This window comes from Yoonia sp. 2307UL14-13, assembly GCF_037572755.1.
Taxonomy (GTDB): domain Bacteria; phylum Pseudomonadota; class Alphaproteobacteria; order Rhodobacterales; family Rhodobacteraceae; genus Yoonia.
In genome coordinates, this window is record NZ_JBBIFZ010000003.1 from 208,065 (window position 1) to 224,255 (window position 16,191).

General features: G+C 60.1%; 14 protein-coding genes. 6 read left to right on the forward strand and 8 right to left on the reverse strand.

The annotated features are described in order from the left end of the window. Positions 1-72: 72 nt before the first annotated feature. The gene (locus tag V8J85_RS10580) at positions 73-1,005 is read left to right on the forward strand and encodes a capsular polysaccharide export protein, LipB/KpsS family (protein ID WP_339953701.1); all 933 of its coding nucleotides are present in this window, start codon (positions 73-75) and stop codon (positions 1,003-1,005) included. Between the two features lie 45 nt (positions 1,006-1,050). Here V8J85_RS10580 and trxA read toward each other — a convergent pair whose 3' ends face one another. The 8 genes from trxA to regB form a co-directional block, all read right to left on the reverse strand. Further along, positions 1,051-1,371: a thioredoxin gene (gene trxA / locus V8J85_RS10585; protein ID WP_339953702.1), complete on the reverse strand. Its 321-nt coding sequence runs from the start codon at positions 1,369-1,371 to the stop codon at positions 1,051-1,053. A gap of 58 nt (positions 1,372-1,429) precedes the next feature. Continuing rightward, a complete protein-coding gene (gene addA, locus V8J85_RS10590) occupies positions 1,430-4,765 on the reverse strand; it encodes a double-strand break repair helicase AddA (protein ID WP_339953703.1) in 3,336 nt (1,111 codons plus the stop codon). Beyond that, positions 4,762-7,674: a double-strand break repair protein AddB gene (gene addB / locus V8J85_RS10595; protein WP_339953704.1), complete on the reverse strand. Its 2,913-nt coding sequence runs from the start codon at positions 7,672-7,674 to the stop codon at positions 4,762-4,764. Before addB ends, addA begins: the two co-directional genes overlap by 4 nt. Continuing rightward, complete coding sequence (locus tag V8J85_RS10600) at positions 7,667-8,338, reverse strand: nucleotidyltransferase family protein (protein WP_339953705.1); 672 nt, start codon at positions 8,336-8,338, stop codon at positions 7,667-7,669. Before V8J85_RS10600 ends, addB begins: the two co-directional genes overlap by 8 nt. Further along, positions 8,335-9,300 (reverse strand): aminoglycoside phosphotransferase family protein, encoded by a 966-nt coding sequence (locus V8J85_RS10605; protein ID WP_339953706.1) that lies wholly within the window; start codon positions 9,298-9,300, stop codon positions 8,335-8,337. Before V8J85_RS10605 ends, V8J85_RS10600 begins: the two co-directional genes overlap by 4 nt. Further along, entirely contained in the window at positions 9,293-9,757 is a 465-nt protein-coding gene (gene tsaE / locus V8J85_RS10610) for a tRNA (adenosine(37)-N6)-threonylcarbamoyltransferase complex ATPase subunit type 1 TsaE (RefSeq protein WP_339953707.1), read from the reverse strand. The genes V8J85_RS10605 and tsaE overlap by 8 nt, the downstream gene beginning before the upstream one ends. A gap of 44 nt (positions 9,758-9,801) precedes the next feature. Next, complete coding sequence (locus tag V8J85_RS10615; protein WP_339953708.1) at positions 9,802-11,385, reverse strand: PAS-domain containing protein; 1,584 nt, start codon at positions 11,383-11,385, stop codon at positions 9,802-9,804. Between the two features lie 66 nt (positions 11,386-11,451). Then, positions 11,452-12,861 carry a sensor histidine kinase RegB gene (gene regB, locus V8J85_RS10620; RefSeq protein WP_339953709.1) on the reverse strand — a complete coding sequence of 470 codons (1,410 nt, stop codon included), beginning with the start codon at positions 12,859-12,861 and terminating at the stop codon, positions 11,452-11,454. 158 nt (positions 12,862-13,019) lie between these two features. On the opposite strand from regB, the gene V8J85_RS10625 reads away from it, so the two are divergent. The 5 genes from V8J85_RS10625 to V8J85_RS10645 all read left to right on the forward strand — a co-directional run bounded on the left by V8J85_RS10625 (position 13,020) and on the right by V8J85_RS10645 (position 16,105). Further along, positions 13,020-13,625 (forward strand): SCO family protein, encoded by a 606-nt coding sequence (locus V8J85_RS10625; RefSeq protein ID WP_339953710.1) that lies wholly within the window; start codon positions 13,020-13,022, stop codon positions 13,623-13,625. Positions 13,626-13,685: 60 nt separating this feature from the next. Next, entirely contained in the window at positions 13,686-14,237 is a 552-nt protein-coding gene (locus V8J85_RS10630; protein WP_339953711.1) for an ActR/PrrA/RegA family redox response regulator transcription factor, read from the forward strand. A gap of 139 nt (positions 14,238-14,376) precedes the next feature. Next, positions 14,377-14,748 (forward strand): hypothetical protein, encoded by a 372-nt coding sequence (locus tag V8J85_RS10635; protein WP_339953712.1) that lies wholly within the window; start codon positions 14,377-14,379, stop codon positions 14,746-14,748. Beyond that, complete coding sequence (locus V8J85_RS10640) at positions 14,745-15,023, forward strand: hypothetical protein (RefSeq protein WP_339953713.1); 279 nt, start codon at positions 14,745-14,747, stop codon at positions 15,021-15,023. The genes V8J85_RS10635 and V8J85_RS10640 overlap by 4 nt, the downstream gene beginning before the upstream one ends. Next, positions 15,020-16,105: a hypothetical protein gene (locus V8J85_RS10645; RefSeq protein WP_339953714.1), complete on the forward strand. Its 1,086-nt coding sequence runs from the start codon at positions 15,020-15,022 to the stop codon at positions 16,103-16,105. Before V8J85_RS10640 ends, V8J85_RS10645 begins: the two co-directional genes overlap by 4 nt. Positions 16,106-16,191 lie beyond the last annotated feature (86 nt).

Sequence of the window (16,191 nt, forward strand, 5' to 3'; positions counted from 1 at the left end):
GCTTTGTTCCCGCCTATATGGCGGGGGCCGCAACGGCAAACAACCCCACTCGGCTTGCTGCATCGCGGTGCCATGGCTAGCGTCGCCCGTATGCGCGACGACCAAACCGTCACATTCTATCTTCATTCCAAACTGCGCAAGCAGGCCGAAGCGGGAAACCACAATTTCATCAGCAAGATCAGCGACGTCGTGCATAACGCCGATCTGCACATCGCCTTCGACGATGATGACACGGCGGCCCGGCTGCGGGCCATGGCACGCCCAGGATACGGCCTGTTCCTGATGCAAGAACCGGTCAACGACCGCTGCCTGACTTTTCGCAAGACCTATATCTATCCGTTCTGGCGGATCGAAAAACAAGGCAAGCGCTGGGAATGGCCAGTTGCGAAAGCGACCTTTGACCCGACCGAACAAAACCTGCGTAAATCGGCGAATTTTCAGCGATTCTGGCGGAATCGATTGTTCAGAGGACCGGTCAACACCCACGAAGGCGGATTTATCCATGTGCCGTTACAGGGGCGATTGCTGACGCATCGGTCCTTCCAAATCTGTAGCCCGATCAAGATGATCGAAACTGTCCTGCGCTGTGATCCGACCCGCCGGGTGATTGCCACCCTGCACCCGTCCGAAACTTACAGCGCGACCGAACAGCAGGCGCTGCAGGACCTGCTTGATCAACATCCGCGCCTGCGGCTGGAAAGCAGCGGGTCGGAATACTTGCTTGCCCATTGCGACTACATCGTGACGCAGAATTCCAGCGTCGGGTTCATGGGGTTTTTTCTGGATAAACCGCTGATCCTGTTTGGGAAAACGGACTTTCACCACATCGCGTTGAGCGTGGAAACGGTCGGCGCGCAACGGGCCTTCGACATGATTGCGGATCACCAGCCGGACTACGCGGCCTACCTGTTCTGGTTCCTGCAGATGCAGGCCATCAATGCGGGGCGTCCCGAAGCAACGGACAGGATCGCCACGACGTTGCGCAGCCACGGCTGGCCCATATGAAAAGGGCGTCCGTCTGGACGCCCTTGTTCGGAAGTTTCGCCTTGATCAGACGGCTTCTTCGATCCAACCCTGCAATGCAGCCTTGGGTGCAGCACCGGTCTTGTTCGACACGACCTGACCGTCCTTGAACATGAACAGCGCCGGAATGCCGCGCACACCCATCTGCGCGGGTGAATTCGGGTTCTCGTCAACGTTGACTTTGACGATCTTCACCTTGCCCGCCATTTCTTCCGACAGTTCTTCCAATGCCGGGCCGATCTGTTTGCAGGGGCCACACCACTCGGCCCAGAAGTCAACGACGACGGGGATGTCGGATTGGCGCACTTCGGCGTCAAAGGTTTCATCGGTAACGGCGACGGTGGCCATATGGCAGCTCCTTGGCAAATCGGTTGGATGCCGAAAGTATGTGCGGCAAGCGCCCGGGTCAAGGATGCGTAACAGAGTTCAGTGCTTCGTGAAGCACCTCCCGCGGGATCGGCATCAGCGTCCCGTCATGGGTCCACAAGATCGCGATCTCGACTTCACGATCGGGGTAAATATCGGCCAACGCAGCCTGATAGACGGCCATCTGGCGTAAAACGCCAAGAGGGGTCGCATTGGCGTTGGGGGGCACAAGACGGTTTGATTTGTAGTCGATGGCCAGAACCCGATCATCGGTAATGATCAGACGATCGATCGCACCATGAATGCGACCCAAACCCATGATATCCGCTGTAATATCCACCTCGGTCAAGGCGGCGTTGTCCCATAGCGCTGCCAATGCCCGTGTATCGATCAGAGCCATAACCTCGGCCACCAATTCTTCATCCGCCTCCAGCCGGCGCCCCAGTTCGGCGCGACGGTCAAAGGGCACGCCGGGCAAATGCTCTAACAGCCGATGGATCAACGCCCCCCGCGTCAGCGCGGCCTCTAAATCCTCGCCCGCCGGATCGCCCGGCAGAACCTTGGGCCCGGGTAACTCTGATGGCGCGATGGTGCCGGTCCTGGTCACTGCGGGCAACGGGCCAAAGTCAGGGGAAGGCGCAACCGGCACAGACGTGTCCACCGTTTCCAGAACCGGCAAATCATCCCATCCCAGATGTGCCACACGCCGCATTGGCAGATCACCCACCTTTGCATCGAAATCCCCGCGCTGCCGCATCCCGTCAGCGATGATATTGTACCAACTATCGTTACCGTCCCCCACATCACCCGCTGCGCCCACGATAAGCCATTTCTCGGCGCGGGTCATGGCAACATATAACAAGCGCATCCGTTCACGCGCCTCAGCGGCGATCACCTGATCACGCAAGGCCGATACCGCCGGGGCCGACTCCTTCGCCGGGGTTTTCCAGATCACATGCTTCCCGGCAGGCAGCAATTCCTGCCGGACCCGGATATCGCGCTTGGCCGCGTCCGGTAGAATGACGATCGGCGCTTCCAGACCCTTGGCCCCGTGTACGGTCATCACCCGGATCCGGTCGCCCTGATTGTCCATCTGGCGCTTGATTTCCAGATCATCGGTTTCCATCCATGTCAGAAAGCCGGTCAGGCTGGGTACATCACTGCTTTCATACGCCAGCGCCTGCGTCAGCAATGCATCGATGCCATCCTCTGCCTCGGGTCCAAGTCGGGCCAATAACTTACGGCGTCCATCATGGCGGGTCAGGATACGCTCGATCAGGTCATAGGGGCGCAGAAAGTCCGCCTGGCGCCGCAGATCATCAAGGACAGCGCGGGTGTCGGGATAGTCGCCATCGCGCAAGGCGGGCCAGAGATAACCCTTCTCGGGCCGGTGATGGGCCAAAGTGAACAGGTCCTGCTGTGACCATCCGAACAACGGCGACCGCAACACGGCGGCAAGCGACAGATCATCTTCGGGCAAAGCCAGAAACCGCAGCAGCGCGGCGAGGTCTTTCACCGCCAGTTCCGCTCCGACGCGCAGCCGGTCGGCCCCAGCGATGTTCAGCCCTGCCGCCTTGCATGCGCGAATGATTTCAGCGAACAATTCCGACCGGCGCTGGACAAGAATCAGAATGTCACCTTCGGTAGTCGGACGCCCGACCCATGCACCGTCCTTTTCGACCGGTAGCTTTTCATGCGTGATGATATGTCCGATCTGCGCCGCGACCCGTTCCGCCATCAGCACGTTGTGATTGGTCGGGCTTGGGGTATCGACCGGCGCATACCACGGTGGTTTTTCCTCTGCCGCGGGTTTTTCGATCACAGGCCACAAATCGACTCGCCCGGGCATCGTGTCGTAAAAGGCGATATGGGTCAGGTCATCATCCATCCCTGCGCCGCGGTCGCCCACAAAGGTCGCATCGACGACCGACAGGATCGCCTGCGACGACCGAAAAGAGTAATCCAGCGATGTCGTCTCGAACGCCTTGCCAATGGCCTTGTGCGAATCTTTGAAGTGTTCATGCATGTCATCGAACGCAGCGGGGTCCGCGCCCTGAAACGAATAAATCGACTGCTTCTTGTCACCGACCACAAAAATCGTGCGGTCCTTATCGGCCCGCGCCCCTTCCCCAGCCGCGAATTCCGCCGCCAGCTGCCGGATTACTGCCCACTGCGTCGGACTGGTGTCCTGCGCCTCGTCCACCAGCATATGGTCGATCCCGCCATCGAGGCGGAACAGCACCCAAGCAGCAACCGCCCGATCGGTCAAAAGGGCCTTGGTCTTGAGGATCAGGTCATCGTAATCCAGCAATCCTCGCGCCAGCTTGGCCGCCTCATAGGCCCGGTTGAATGCTCGACCAAAATGGTAAATGGCCATCGTCCGATCAACCGCCTCCAACGCCAGCCTGTCATCGCGCGCCTCCTGCACCTTCATCATCAGCGGTGCGATGGCCTCTATCAGATCAGGGTGCTTTTCGCGGGTGGATTTGGTCGGGAACGTCCCGATTTTCGCCGTGAACGGTTCTTTCGCGCCCTCGCCCGTCAAAAAGACATTTTCCAGAATGATGAGGTCGTCGGCGCTGGGCGGTCGGTCTGAAATGATTTGCAGCAACGTTGCGGCGGCTTTGGCATCGTTTTTGCTACCCGCTGCACATGCGTGGCGCAGCGCGACGATCTGCGTCATCGCATCCGCATCAAAGACATCAGCCACCAACCCCGCCATTGTCAGCGCCGGGTCCACATCGACCAATGCACATACCGCAGCGCGGTCCACGTCCTGCGACAGCGCCGCCCGCTTCTGCGCCACCTCAGCCGTCAGAGTGCCAAAATCTGCCCCGGTAAACCGCGCCATGACCTCATGAACGGCCTCCGTATCTGCCCCCTCCACCAACGCATCCATCACGTCGGCCCGCAAGAATTCCGCTTCGCGATCTTCCATCTCGCGGAATTGCGGGCTGACCCCGGCCTCTAGCGGAAAGCGACGCAGGACCGCCGCGCAAAACGAATGGATGGTCTGGATCTTCAACCCACCCGGCGTCTCGATCGCGCGGGCAAACAACGTCCGGGCCTCGCGCAGTTGCACCGCATCAATCGCCCGATCAACGCCCAGCTTGCGCAGGTCCTCGCGCAGCGGCGCATCTTCCATCATCGCCCACGCACCCAACCGCTTGAACAAACGGTTCTGCATCTCTGCCGCCGCGGCCTTGGTATAGGTCAGGCACAGGATATTCTGCGGTGACACGCCTTCCAACAATAACCGCGCCACCCGATCGGTCAAAACCCGAGTCTTACCCGACCCGGCATTCGCCGACAGCCACGTGGACGTACCCGGATCAGCAGCATCGACCTGCCGCTGCGAGGCCGCATCGCGGATCACCGCAGCACCTGGGGCACCGCCCGATCGCTCGTCTCCCACTCACCATAGCGGGACAGATGGTCATACGGGCTGGCATAATCGGTCATGAATGGGGCCAACCGCGCCGTGTATCCCCGATCGACCCGTTGCCAGATCCGGAACAGTTCGATCAATCGTGCCCAAACCTCATCCGGCGGCTGCTTTTGCAGCGGCGCCTCTGACACCTTCATTTCCTTGTTGATCCCCAGAAACGCCGCCCCATCCACGGAACGCGGGCCCAGATCGGGAAAGCCGCCGCGTACGACCATCGCCGCCTCGAGCAGGAGCTGCTTATCGAAATTCTCCTGCTGTGGTCCGCTTGGTACGCCGCCCGACTTGTAATCATAGATCAGCGCCGTATCTCCGGGCGTCAGATCGATCCGGTCCGCCTTGCAGGTCAACGTCACCCCTGTCGGCACCACGTCGATCTCACCCTTCAGCTCCACGCGACGCACCGGGGCCTTCGCCTGCCGCGCTGCCTCTGCCGTCAGGAACGGATCGGCGATCGCCTCCATCCGCGCGATCCATTGCGCCCGGATCGCGGGCCATGGGCAATCCGCCGTGAACCGTTCCCGCACGATCCGCATGAACGCGGCGCGATCTGTCGGATCGTGACCTTCTTTGATGAACTGCTCCAACACGGCATGCACGATGATTCCGCGCAGCGGTGCATCGGCGTGGGGCACCAGCGGATCAAGCGGATCGAGACGCAGCACCTTTCGGGCATAGATCGCGAACGGATCGCGGATCAATGTCTTGATTTGCGTGACGGACAGCTGCGTTGGTCGGGCCCCAGTCGGCGGACAGGGTGACGGGCGCTGTGCCGACGATACCGGGGCTACGGGTCGCGCCAATCCTGCCGCCATCGCTTCCCACCGCGCGCCTCTTTCGCGCATCGCCGCCAAAGCCTCTGGCCCGCGCTGGGCAGGCAGCCCGCTCAGCAGATTGGTCAGCCGGTTCACCCAACGGGATGGTACCGTTTCCGCATCGGCCGAGCGTTTCGACCGTGTGATCCACACTTTCTGGCCAGCGATAGCCTGCTGATAATCATGCGCCGACAGTCCGATCCGTCGCTCGGGCAGGAGCAGCCCGGCCTCCGCCCGCATCTTACGGTTCAGCCAGGGATCAGGCGGGGCGGCCTCGGGCCAGACACCGTCATTCATACCGCCAAGAATGGTCAGGTCGGCACCCTGCACCCGCGCCTCGAGCGTCCCCCAGATCAGGACTTGTGGATGGCCCTTGTCGCGGTCGCGCACTGTCCCGTCCGCCAAAACGGCGCCGAACAAGGCTGCATAATCATGGGGCGACAGCACACCGCCAGCATCCGCGTGTTCGGTCAAGCCGTCGCAAATCCGGCGTGCCTCACGACCGGCAGCGGCGTCCCAAAGGCCGCCCGACTCGTGTCCACCAGGCCTTGCACCTATCCTTTCTGCAAGGGCCAGATGCGCTTGCAAATGTTCCGCCAAAGACCGATCACCGGATTGCTCATTCCCAAAAAAGGTCGCCACCACCCAATTAACCCAACGCTCACGGCCCTCCTCCTTCTCAGCCCATACCCGCAGCAGATCGGCATCCGGAAATGCAGCCCCCTTGCGGCGCAGATACAACTCCAATTCTCGCGTATGGCGCAGATGCGGCCCGCGATCCTCACCACCCGAATGACACAGCGGATGCTTCAACACGGTCAACAGCGCCTCACCCGTCAAAGGCGCATCTATCAGACTCGCCACATGGCGCAGCAAGCGACCCGGCGGAGACAAGGCCAGCGGCACGCCTGCGCTGTCATCCGGAGTGATCCCCCACCGGTCCAGCGCCGCCGTCACCTGCCGGGTTAGCATCCGATCGGGCGAAATCAGCGCCACCGTGATCCCGTCATCGACCGCTTGCCGCATGCGCAACGCGATCGTTTCCGCCTCGGCCCGGGGCGACGCCGCTTCGACCAGCGTCATATCCGCGGTCGCGTCCACCAGATCGCCCAGATCGGGCCCTTCATCCAGCCATTGGCTGGTCACCGGCGCGGGGCGCAGCGAAAGCGAGATCAAACGATTGCGGGCCGGGGCCACAGGCGCCGCATCGGCCCACGGCATCACGTCGCCACTGTCAAATCCCATCAATGCCATCAGCCGCCGGAACCGGAATTGCGGATGATCCTCATCCTCCATCGCATGCCAAACCGCGCTTGGCAGGTCGAAATCGAAACCCGGCAAAACCACGGCACCTTGCGGCAACCCTGCGACAGCCTGCATGAACAATGCCGTCGCGCCCCGTGATCCGGTGGAGCCCGCGACAATCACCGGATGTCTCGGGGGGTTCTCGGCCCATGCGTTAGCCTTAGCTAAGACAACGGCCCGTTGCCGCGCCTCCTGATCGGGTTCGACATCATCGCCGAAATAGCGCGCGATGATATTGAGGAACCTCAATGCCCGATCCCAATGCCCCGACTGATCGGTCACATCCAATCCGGCAATCACATCGGGCGATACGCCTTCGCCCTGCATCTCGTCCATCAGGGTTGCCAGACTGTCCGACAGATCATAAAGCGCTGCACGTGGGGCCAGATCGGGCTCTCGCTCAAGCAGCTTTGCCACGAATTGCGAGATCTCCAATCGGCGTCGCAAAGGGGAAACGGGCGGCGGAATATGCGTGGCGACCGGATCACGGGCCAGATCGGTGACAAGTCGCACACGTGGTAGCAACCGGGCCGGACCGGCATCGAACACCGCACGCACGCGGCGCTGCATCCGGGCTGTGTTCACGTAAATTTCAGTCCGCGCCAATATCTCGGGGGGCTGTCCGGCAATCCGTGTGATGATCCCATCGACCAGCGCCGGAGCATAGTCCGCCCCCGGCGGCAAGCCAAAGACGCGGGGCCCGTCCTTGGGCTCAAACATCCAACATCGCCTCGGCGAGCGGAATGCTCGATGGTTGCCCGACATCGCACCACTCGCCCGTGTAACGGACACCATAAAGGCGACCGCGGGCGGCGATTTGATCCCAGATCACATTCATTGAAAACTTTTCATCGGGCACAGCGACCAAAGCATCGGTCCGGATCATCTGCACACCGGAATAGATGTCACCCGGCGCGCGTTCCAGCCGCCCATCCGGTCCGACCTGAAAATCGCCCTTGCCCGGATGGCCGCGCACGCGGGTTTGCGGCACGACCAACAGCAGCGCCTCCATGTCGTCCCGCCAATGTGCGACCAGCATCGAAATGGGGTTCGGCCCACGCCAGACCGCATCGGTATTCATCGTGATCACCGGGCTGCCGCCCAGCAAAGGCATCGCTTTGCGCAGCCCACCGCCGGTTTCCAGCAACAAGTCGGTTTCGTCCGAGATCAGAGCATCGGTGCCCGCAAGATGATCCCGGATCATCTGCGCCTTGGCATGCACATTGACCACGCGCGGTCCAATATCAGGCAGATCGGTCAAAGCCAGCGCGTGATCGATCAATGGCTGTCCAGCGGCCTGTATCAGCGGCTTTGGTCGATCCGCAGTCAGCGCACCCATCCGCGTGCCCAGACCCGCGGCAAATAGCAGGATCGGGACGGTCATGCGCGCAGCGTGTCCAGAAACGAAGGTTCGGGTGCGGGTAAAACCCGGTCCACCTGCGCCTTGACACCCCCCAGCGCCGGATGGGCAAGATCGGCCAGCAGATTGCGCCAAACGCGCGGGATCAGTTCGATATAACGGCGTTTGCCATCCACGCGCGCCAGCCGGGCGAAAACACCGAGGATACGCAAATTACGTTGCACGCCCAGACAGGCCAGTTGCGGGCCGATCTCGTGTCCGATACCCGCGCGATCCGCAAAATATTGTGTCATCCTGTCAACCAAATCCACCGAAACATCCCGCCGCACATCGCGCAAAAGCGATACCAGATCATAACCCGGCGGCGTGATGAAAGCATCCTGAAAATCCAGCAGGCCCACACGATCCGTCCCCACGTGATCGGGCCGCCAGATCAGGTTCTCCGCGTGAAAATCGCGCAGGGCGATGGTGTCGGGCGGCGGTAGCAGGGCTACCATCGCCGCGGTGACCGCCGCAGCCAGATCGTCGATCGACCCATCCGCATAATGCGACAAAGGTGCCATCATCGCGCCGCCCTGTGCGGGCGTCAGGCACGGCAGATCCATATCCGGCACTTTGCCTGACAGGTGCAGCAACACATCGATTGCTGCCCGATAAAGCATTTCGGCGTCGTCGGGCGACCGCCGGAGCCAACGTGCGAAATCCCAATCGCCGAGGTCCGAAATCACCATCAGCCCGGCATCCGGATCATGCGCCAGAATATGTGGCGGGCAAAGGCCCTCACGCTGCAGATACCGGGCTACGTTAACAAAAGGCACAGTCGACTGCGGCGCCGACGGATCATCCATCAGGATGACGCTTTGGCCCGCGTGGCAAAGTCGCCCGTACCGGCGGGCCGAGGCATCGCCTGCAATCGGCACGTTCTCCCACTCTGCCCAGACAGTCGGGGCCAGAAACCGTCCGATCTCGGCTGCACGGTCAGACACGAACAGACTCCAGTCTCGCATCCCAGACGTCATCCATCACTATGGTCATTTCATGTGCAGTTTCGTCAGCCCGGAATTTCAGCATCAGCGCGCCGTCCGGTACGGCATCATCCAACCGGTCCGGCCACTCGATCAGGCAGATCGCAGTCTCGAATGCCTCATCCAACCCCAGTTCCAACGCCTCATCAGGATGCGTCAGACGATAAAGGTCACAATGCCAGATATCGCCATCCGGCGCCTCATAAGTCTGCACAATCGTGAACGTGGGCGACGGAACATCCTCCACCCGGCCCAAACGGGCACGGATCAATGCGCGGGCAAAGGCGGATTTCCCCGCCCCGATATCGCCCTCCAACAACAGTGTGTCGCCCGGTGCCAACAGGGGTGCAATCCGTGCGGCGAGTTCCTGGGTATCCGCTTCGGTCTGCAGGTGAAAATGATGCGTGCGGGTCGGCATGGTCAAAGACTATCACCCGGCCCTTGGCCCACTTGCAAGGGCAATCAGCGCTTGGCGATGGCCATGCTTTGATCGGGGCGCGTCAGTTTGCGGATGACTGGGCTGGACTGCGCCGCCAAGGTGAATTTCACCATCGTCATACCGCCCGTGATCGGATGAGCGGCACAATCGATCCGGCGACCGTTATCCATGATCGCGCTGTCCGACCAGGGCTTGCGCGGACCGACCATATGCACGAACGCCCGCAGATCGGCCCACATCGGCGTCGGCGTGCAACGATCCTGCCAAATGTGAATGGCGCTTTGCAATTCGTGCGGCGCAATGCTGTCCTCGGCCACTGGACCCCATGTATCGGCATAGGCCTTGTTCGACATCACCATGGTGCCGGCGCTTGAAAAGACGGCAATCGGTTCGGGCAGCGTGTCGAAGACCGCCTGCGCCGTTTCGATATCGGATCGAAAGCGGCGGGTCAGCGACATCTCGGCGCTGATATCCTCGAACAGGAACGCGATGGCACCGTCTGGATGGGGGCGACCGGTGACGCGATAGGTCTGTCCATCCGGTAAATTCCAGGTCTCGGAATAATTGCCGTTTTTCGCCGCGCGCTCCAGCGCCGTGAACTGTTCGCGCCAGGTCGTATAATTCTTGGGTTCGGGCAGCATCCGGGATTCGCGCAAGCGATCCAGAACCGCATCCACCGTCGGCCGCGCGCTTAGAAAGTCGATGGGCAGGTTCGTCATGTCCAGCAGGGCCGGATTGAACGTCGTCAGCTGCCGCCGCCTGTCAAAGATGGCCAGGCCGATCGATAGCTGCGCAAATGTCATCGTCATCGTCTGGACGAATTTGTGCCGTTCCTGATCCGCACGCACGATCGTATTGGCGTCGTTGGCGAAATGCAGCAGGTGATCACCCCGGCGCATGCTGGTCACGTCGAACCATTGTTCGGCCTGTTTGTCAGGCAGGGGGACCGAAACGCGCCGTGTCGTCGGTTTCGCCCCGAACGAGGCCTCGTGCAGGTCAGGCAAAATCGGCCGATTGGGCCAGGTCGCGGCCTGATCGGGCCTTTCCTCGCGCAGGGTGTCGCAAAACGCCAGATAGGCATGATTGGCCCAGATCAGACGCCCGCTCAGATCCTCTTGCCAGATCAGTTGTGGCGTATGCTGCGTCAGATCACGCAGCATCGTCAGTTCCGACAGGCGCAGATCGTGCGCGGCCAAATCGGCGGGATGGGTGACGTCTGGCGATTGCGCACCGTGGATCACGATGCGCAGTTGATCCTTGTCGCGGTTGATCTCCATCGACAGCCCGTCAGGACCCGTCAATCGCCGGGTACCATCGAATGGATGATCCAGAACATCGTGCAGGTCCACGAAGTAGCGGCCAAAGACATGTATCATCGCCTCATAGGCACCCATGTGATCTATATGCGGCGCGATCAGGGTCATGGCATCTTGCGTCGCATCACGCAGGGTCTTTCCAGCGAACAGGAAAACCGGGTCAGTATGTTCGCCATCCACGGAAACAGATGTGTCGACCCCAAAACGGCGGCGCGTTTTCATCGATATCAGACATGCAGCAAGGGCCGCGACCACGGCGAACAGCGCATAATCAATCCAATCGGTGCCCATCTTGTTGCCCCATACGACTCGGGGGTCACCATCGCCTAGCTAGGTTAATCTCGGGTTAAGCCGCGATCAGGCCCTCGGCCATGGATCGTGCGGGACATTGTCGCCCAGTGCGCCCGTCTGCGTTTCCCTTGGAATAGGAAAGGCCGATTTCGGCCACCGCACGGTGACGATGGCACCGCCCGTCGCCTGGCCGGACCAGCTGGCATGGCCATGGCGGCGGCTATTGCCAAAGGTCAATTTCGCCCCCGACCGCTCCAGCAATGTCTTGGCGATGAACAGGCCCAACCCCATCCCCTGATATCCCGGCCGCCTGACGCCGTCCTCGTTCAGCCGCCGCCTGCGCACATAAGGATCACCGATCCGGCCGATGACCGATGGGGGAAAGCCTGGTCCATCATCGGCGATGCGGACGGTGATGGCGTCCGACGACCAACGCACATCGATCTGCACCCGGCTGACCGAGAAATCGACGGCGTTTTGGATCAGGTTCCGCAAGCCATGAATGATCTCCGGACGCCTGGCGATGGTCGGCTGTGCCATATCGGTGCCCTCTTCAGGGGCGATGTCGAAAATAACAACCTTGCCACGATCCATATGTGGTTCGGCCGCTTCTTTCACCACGGTCTCGAACGGTGCGTGGCGCAGATGCACATCGTCCTTGCCGACCCGGCCCATCGAATGCAGGATATCGCGGCAGCGATCTGCCTGGTCGCGGATCAGGGCTGCATCTTCGCGCAGTTCAGGGTGGTTCTCCAATTCCTCCATCAATTCGCTGCCGACCAGCTTGATCGTGGCCAGGGGCGTGCCCAGCTCATGCGCGGTCGCCGCCACGACACCCCCCAGATCGGTCAGCTTCTGTTCGCGGGCCAGGGCCAACTGGGTAGCCAGCAACGCTTCACCCATCGCATGCATCTCGGTGGTGACCTGGCGGGCATAGATGGCCAGAAAGACGACGCCGATCAACAGGGCGACCCAGAACCCGAACTGAAACAGAAGAGGGAGCGACAACACAGCGCCCTGTGACGTTTCGATAGGCAGGCTATAGCGACTGATCGCCGTAATCAGGATAATTGCGGTCAGGCCCAGAAAAACGGTGCTGCGCAAATGCAGAACGGTCGCGGCGATGGTGACGGGCGCCAGCACCAGCATCGCGAAAGGGTTGTTCAGACCACCGGTCAGGAACAACAAAAGGCTCAACTGCACGATATCAAAAACCAGCCACAACGACGCGGCACGTTCGGACAGGCGCTTGTTTTCGGGATAGACGAAACTCGACACAACGTTGGCGACGATCGACGCGCCGATGACCATCGCGGCCAATCCGACCTGCAACTGCAAACCATAGACCTGCACGGCCACAAAAATCGCGACCGCCTGCCCGACCGCCGCAAACCAGCGCAGCGTGACAAGGGTCCGTAGACGCACCCAGTTGCTGCGCTGCTGGTCCCGGAACATATCGAATTCGGACACAGACATGTGATTTCGCCCGCCCTTTTTGGCCCTTTGTGCGTCAAAACCTATCGCATATGACCCGAAAGCAAAGCGGCATCGGCAAGGCTGCGAACATGCGGCAAGTTGGATGATTGCAGTTACCGGCTGAATCGCTGATGTAGAGGATCGAAAAGGGGACCGATATGTCGAAATACATCGCCATCGCCGCGACAGTCGCCGTTGTCGGCGGATTGGGCGCCACTTACGCCATGACGCAACTGGGCGGCGGGGATCACCCTTGCGGCGCGACGGCAATCGCCGGTGGCGATATCGGTGGACCGTTCGAGCTGGTCAGCGAAACCGGCGAAACCGTCACGGACCAAGATGTTATCACCGAACCTACGCTGGTCTATTTCGGCTACACCTTCTGCCCGGATGTGTGCCCGCTCGATTCCGCACGAAATGCCGCCGCTGTCGATATCCTTGCCGAACAGGGGATGAGCGTCACACCGGTCTTTATCTCGATCGACCCGGCGCGCGATACGGTCGATGTGGTGCGCGACTATGCGGACAACTTCCACCCTAAAATGATCGGGCTCACCGGGTCCGAAGAACAGGTCGCCGCAGCGTCCAAGGCATACAAGACATATTACAACAAGGCTGACGACGATCCTGAATTCTACCTCGTCGCGCACTCGACCTTTACCTATCTGGTAATGCCCGACCAGGGTTTCGTGGAATTCTTCAAACAGCCCACTTCTGCCGAGGAAATGGCCGAGAAAACGGCCTGCTACATCGCGGCATCCTGATCATATTGACCCCTCAACTGACAGACCTACCTGTCTTGGGACAATATCGAAGGACCGAAGATGAATATCGAATCGCTGGAGCTGGGCGAAGACAAAAGCCTTCTACTGGTTGACGACGACGAAGCGTTCTTGCGGCGCCTGGCCAAGGCGATGGAAAAACGGGGCTTTGCGGTCGAGACTGCGGGGTCGGTCGCGGCGGGCCAGGCGATCGCAACGGCGCGGCCTCCGGCCTATGCGGTGGTCGATCTGCGGCTCGAAGACGGTAACGGGCTCGACGTGGTTGAAACGCTGCGCACGCGCCGCCCGGAAAGCCGGATTGTGGTTCTGACCGGTTACGGTGCCATCGCAACCGCCGTCGCGGCCGTCAAGATCGGGGCGACCGATTACCTGTCCAAACCTGCTGACGCGACCGACGTGACAAACGCGCTGCTGGCGCGCAAAGACGAATTGCCCCCACCACCCGAAAATCCAATGAGCGCGGACCGCGTGCGCTGGGAACATATCCAGCGGGTCTATGAACTGTGCGACCGCAACGTGTCCGAGACAGCGCGGCGGCTGTCGATGCACCGGCGGACATTGCAGCGGATCTTGGCCAAACGCAGCCCGCGGTAGAATGAGCGAAGTGATTGCGCCACTGCTATAAACGTCAGGATTGATGTAGCGTCTTTATAAAGTCTTGTTAGCTGGTTTAACTGGGCACAGCTTGTTGCCAAAAAGGTTGAAATTGGTGGTCCGGTTTTCTCGAAAACAGATGCTCGATATGGAAAACGCATATCGAAACAACTGGTTTGAAGATCTTGCGCGCTACATAGAGGGAAGTCATTCTGGCCACATTGGGTTTCTTGGTACGACAAGCTCGGATGTCCGTGAGTTGATCAAACAAACTTGGCGATACTTCTCACAACGCGGAATAAAGCGTCGTTCTGATATGATGCAGCTTTGCGTGATAGGACTCGCAGTTGGTGGGCGGTTTTACGAGGACCCCAGGTTTCCGGTTTTGGTCGATTTTTCGACCCGGGAGATGCCGCCGGAGCGCGTATCGCATATCTTCGCTTTGAGGTTGGAAAAGTCTCGGAAAGCCTATGGCCTTCAGGCCGGATCGCCTCGCGCCTGGAAGAAATGATAGCCGCACTTCAGCAAGAAGATGAGACCCTCATCACTAATCTTGCCTTTCTTGGAAAGGAACCGTGGAATTATGATACGGAGAACCTGCCGGCGAATGGTTACAGCCGTGTAGTAGTGCTTCAGCCACTCATCAAGATGCTTGGCCCGACGGCCATGGCTGATCCGACACATGCCGAGTTCCAGCGAATTGTTCAAAACGCTGGTTCCACAGCGGACGTTCGAAAAGCAGCAATCAAGGAAATACGGCGCAGGATGGATGTTTTAAAAGGATGACCGAAGAAACCATTCTATCTGGTTCTGCGCTTGATGACGCCTTGGATCAAGCCGCCGATGGCGGTCAGGCTGGGCCAGACGACTACTGCGAACGCTGTCGCGGCCCATGTCCGCCCCGCTACCAAGAAATACTGGACTGGTCCGATTATCTTGAACGGCTTGCTGTTCAACTTGAGACAGACGATTTGGCATGGGCGGACGCCGTAGCCGATATCATTATGGAAGGATACAACTCTGAAATAGCAAGGGTTGGTATTCACGATTATCGCGATCCTGGTCGGCCTTCTGCAAATGCGGCAGCGATGCAGCAGCATCTCGAGGGAGAGCTGCCCGAAAACTTCTTCGCGGACGATCTGTCTCGTTATTTTCTCGATTTTGGGATTGCAGAGACACGGTCGGTTATTGTCGAAACTATTCGAAACAAGGCGCATAACTCCCGCTTGGTTGCGGCGCAAGCCATCGAATACGCCGAAGGTCGACCCGACTTTTATGGGACCGAAGGCGGATCAGGCTCCGTTCAGCTTTTTGCTTACTTGTGCAGTAAGGACCCCGAACTTATTACCCAAGGTGTTTGGAACGCCTTGTACCACATGGGCCTGATCGACTACGCCACATGGGAAGAAGCGTCTTTCGAAGCCCTTGCCGATTTTGAGTTTCGCGCAGCGTTGGCGATGGCGGTGGCCACCGGTGGTGTGTCACTGGTTCGTGGTGCAAGTTCGATTGCGCGGCGCCTTTTTCGCAGCGGTGTACCTGGTGCACTTCGCTTTGGTCGAAATCAGCTCAGGCGTCTGCAAATGTTGGCCCAGCGCCAACTGGCCCTTTTGCCTTTCCGCCGGACGATCCGGGTTTATCGGGTAGAAGGCGGCGGCAATGCGTTTTTTCGTGTGACCGCTGACGGGCGTGTGGCCGTAATGGAATACTGTTCCTCAACGGTGGTATGCGGGACCGGGCCCTCTCTTATCTTGCGCGCCGCCAAGGCGATGTGCGCTTTGCGGACAGCCGTCTTGTCAGCTTTGAAATTCCGCGCAGTTTCTTACGTGAATTGGATAGAACCGCTATCACCGAAGAAGCACTGGCATTGATTAGGCGGCAGGGAACGCCATCTCAAATCGCCGCCGCGATGAACCTGCCTTTGCGGGTTGATCGAACGCGGGCCGCGCTGCAATTC

Coding starts and splice junctions, on each gene's coding strand:
- V8J85_RS10580 (WP_339953701.1), top strand. CDS start 73: ATGGCTAGCGTCGCCCGTATGCGCGACGACCAAACCGTCACATTCTAT.
- trxA (WP_339953702.1), bottom strand. CDS start 1,371: ATGGCCACCGTCGCCGTTACCGATGAAACCTTTGACGCCGAAGTGCGC.
- addB (WP_339953704.1), bottom strand. CDS start 7,674: ATGTTTGAGCCCAAGGACGGGCCCCGCGTCTTTGGCTTGCCGCCGGGG.
- V8J85_RS10600 (WP_339953705.1), bottom strand. CDS start 8,338: ATGACCGTCCCGATCCTGCTATTTGCCGCGGGTCTGGGCACGCGGATG.
- tsaE (WP_339953707.1), bottom strand. CDS start 9,757: ATGCCGACCCGCACGCATCATTTTCACCTGCAGACCGAAGCGGATACC.
- V8J85_RS10615 (WP_339953708.1), bottom strand. CDS start 11,385: ATGGGCACCGATTGGATTGATTATGCGCTGTTCGCCGTGGTCGCGGCC.
- regB (WP_339953709.1), bottom strand. CDS start 12,861: ATGTCTGTGTCCGAATTCGATATGTTCCGGGACCAGCAGCGCAGCAAC.
- V8J85_RS10625 (WP_339953710.1), top strand. CDS start 13,020: ATGTCGAAATACATCGCCATCGCCGCGACAGTCGCCGTTGTCGGCGGA.
- V8J85_RS10630 (WP_339953711.1), top strand. CDS start 13,686: ATGAATATCGAATCGCTGGAGCTGGGCGAAGACAAAAGCCTTCTACTG.
- V8J85_RS10635 (WP_339953712.1), top strand. CDS start 14,377: ATGCTCGATATGGAAAACGCATATCGAAACAACTGGTTTGAAGATCTT.
- V8J85_RS10640 (WP_339953713.1), top strand. CDS start 14,745: ATGATAGCCGCACTTCAGCAAGAAGATGAGACCCTCATCACTAATCTT.
- V8J85_RS10645 (WP_339953714.1), top strand. CDS start 15,020: ATGACCGAAGAAACCATTCTATCTGGTTCTGCGCTTGATGACGCCTTG.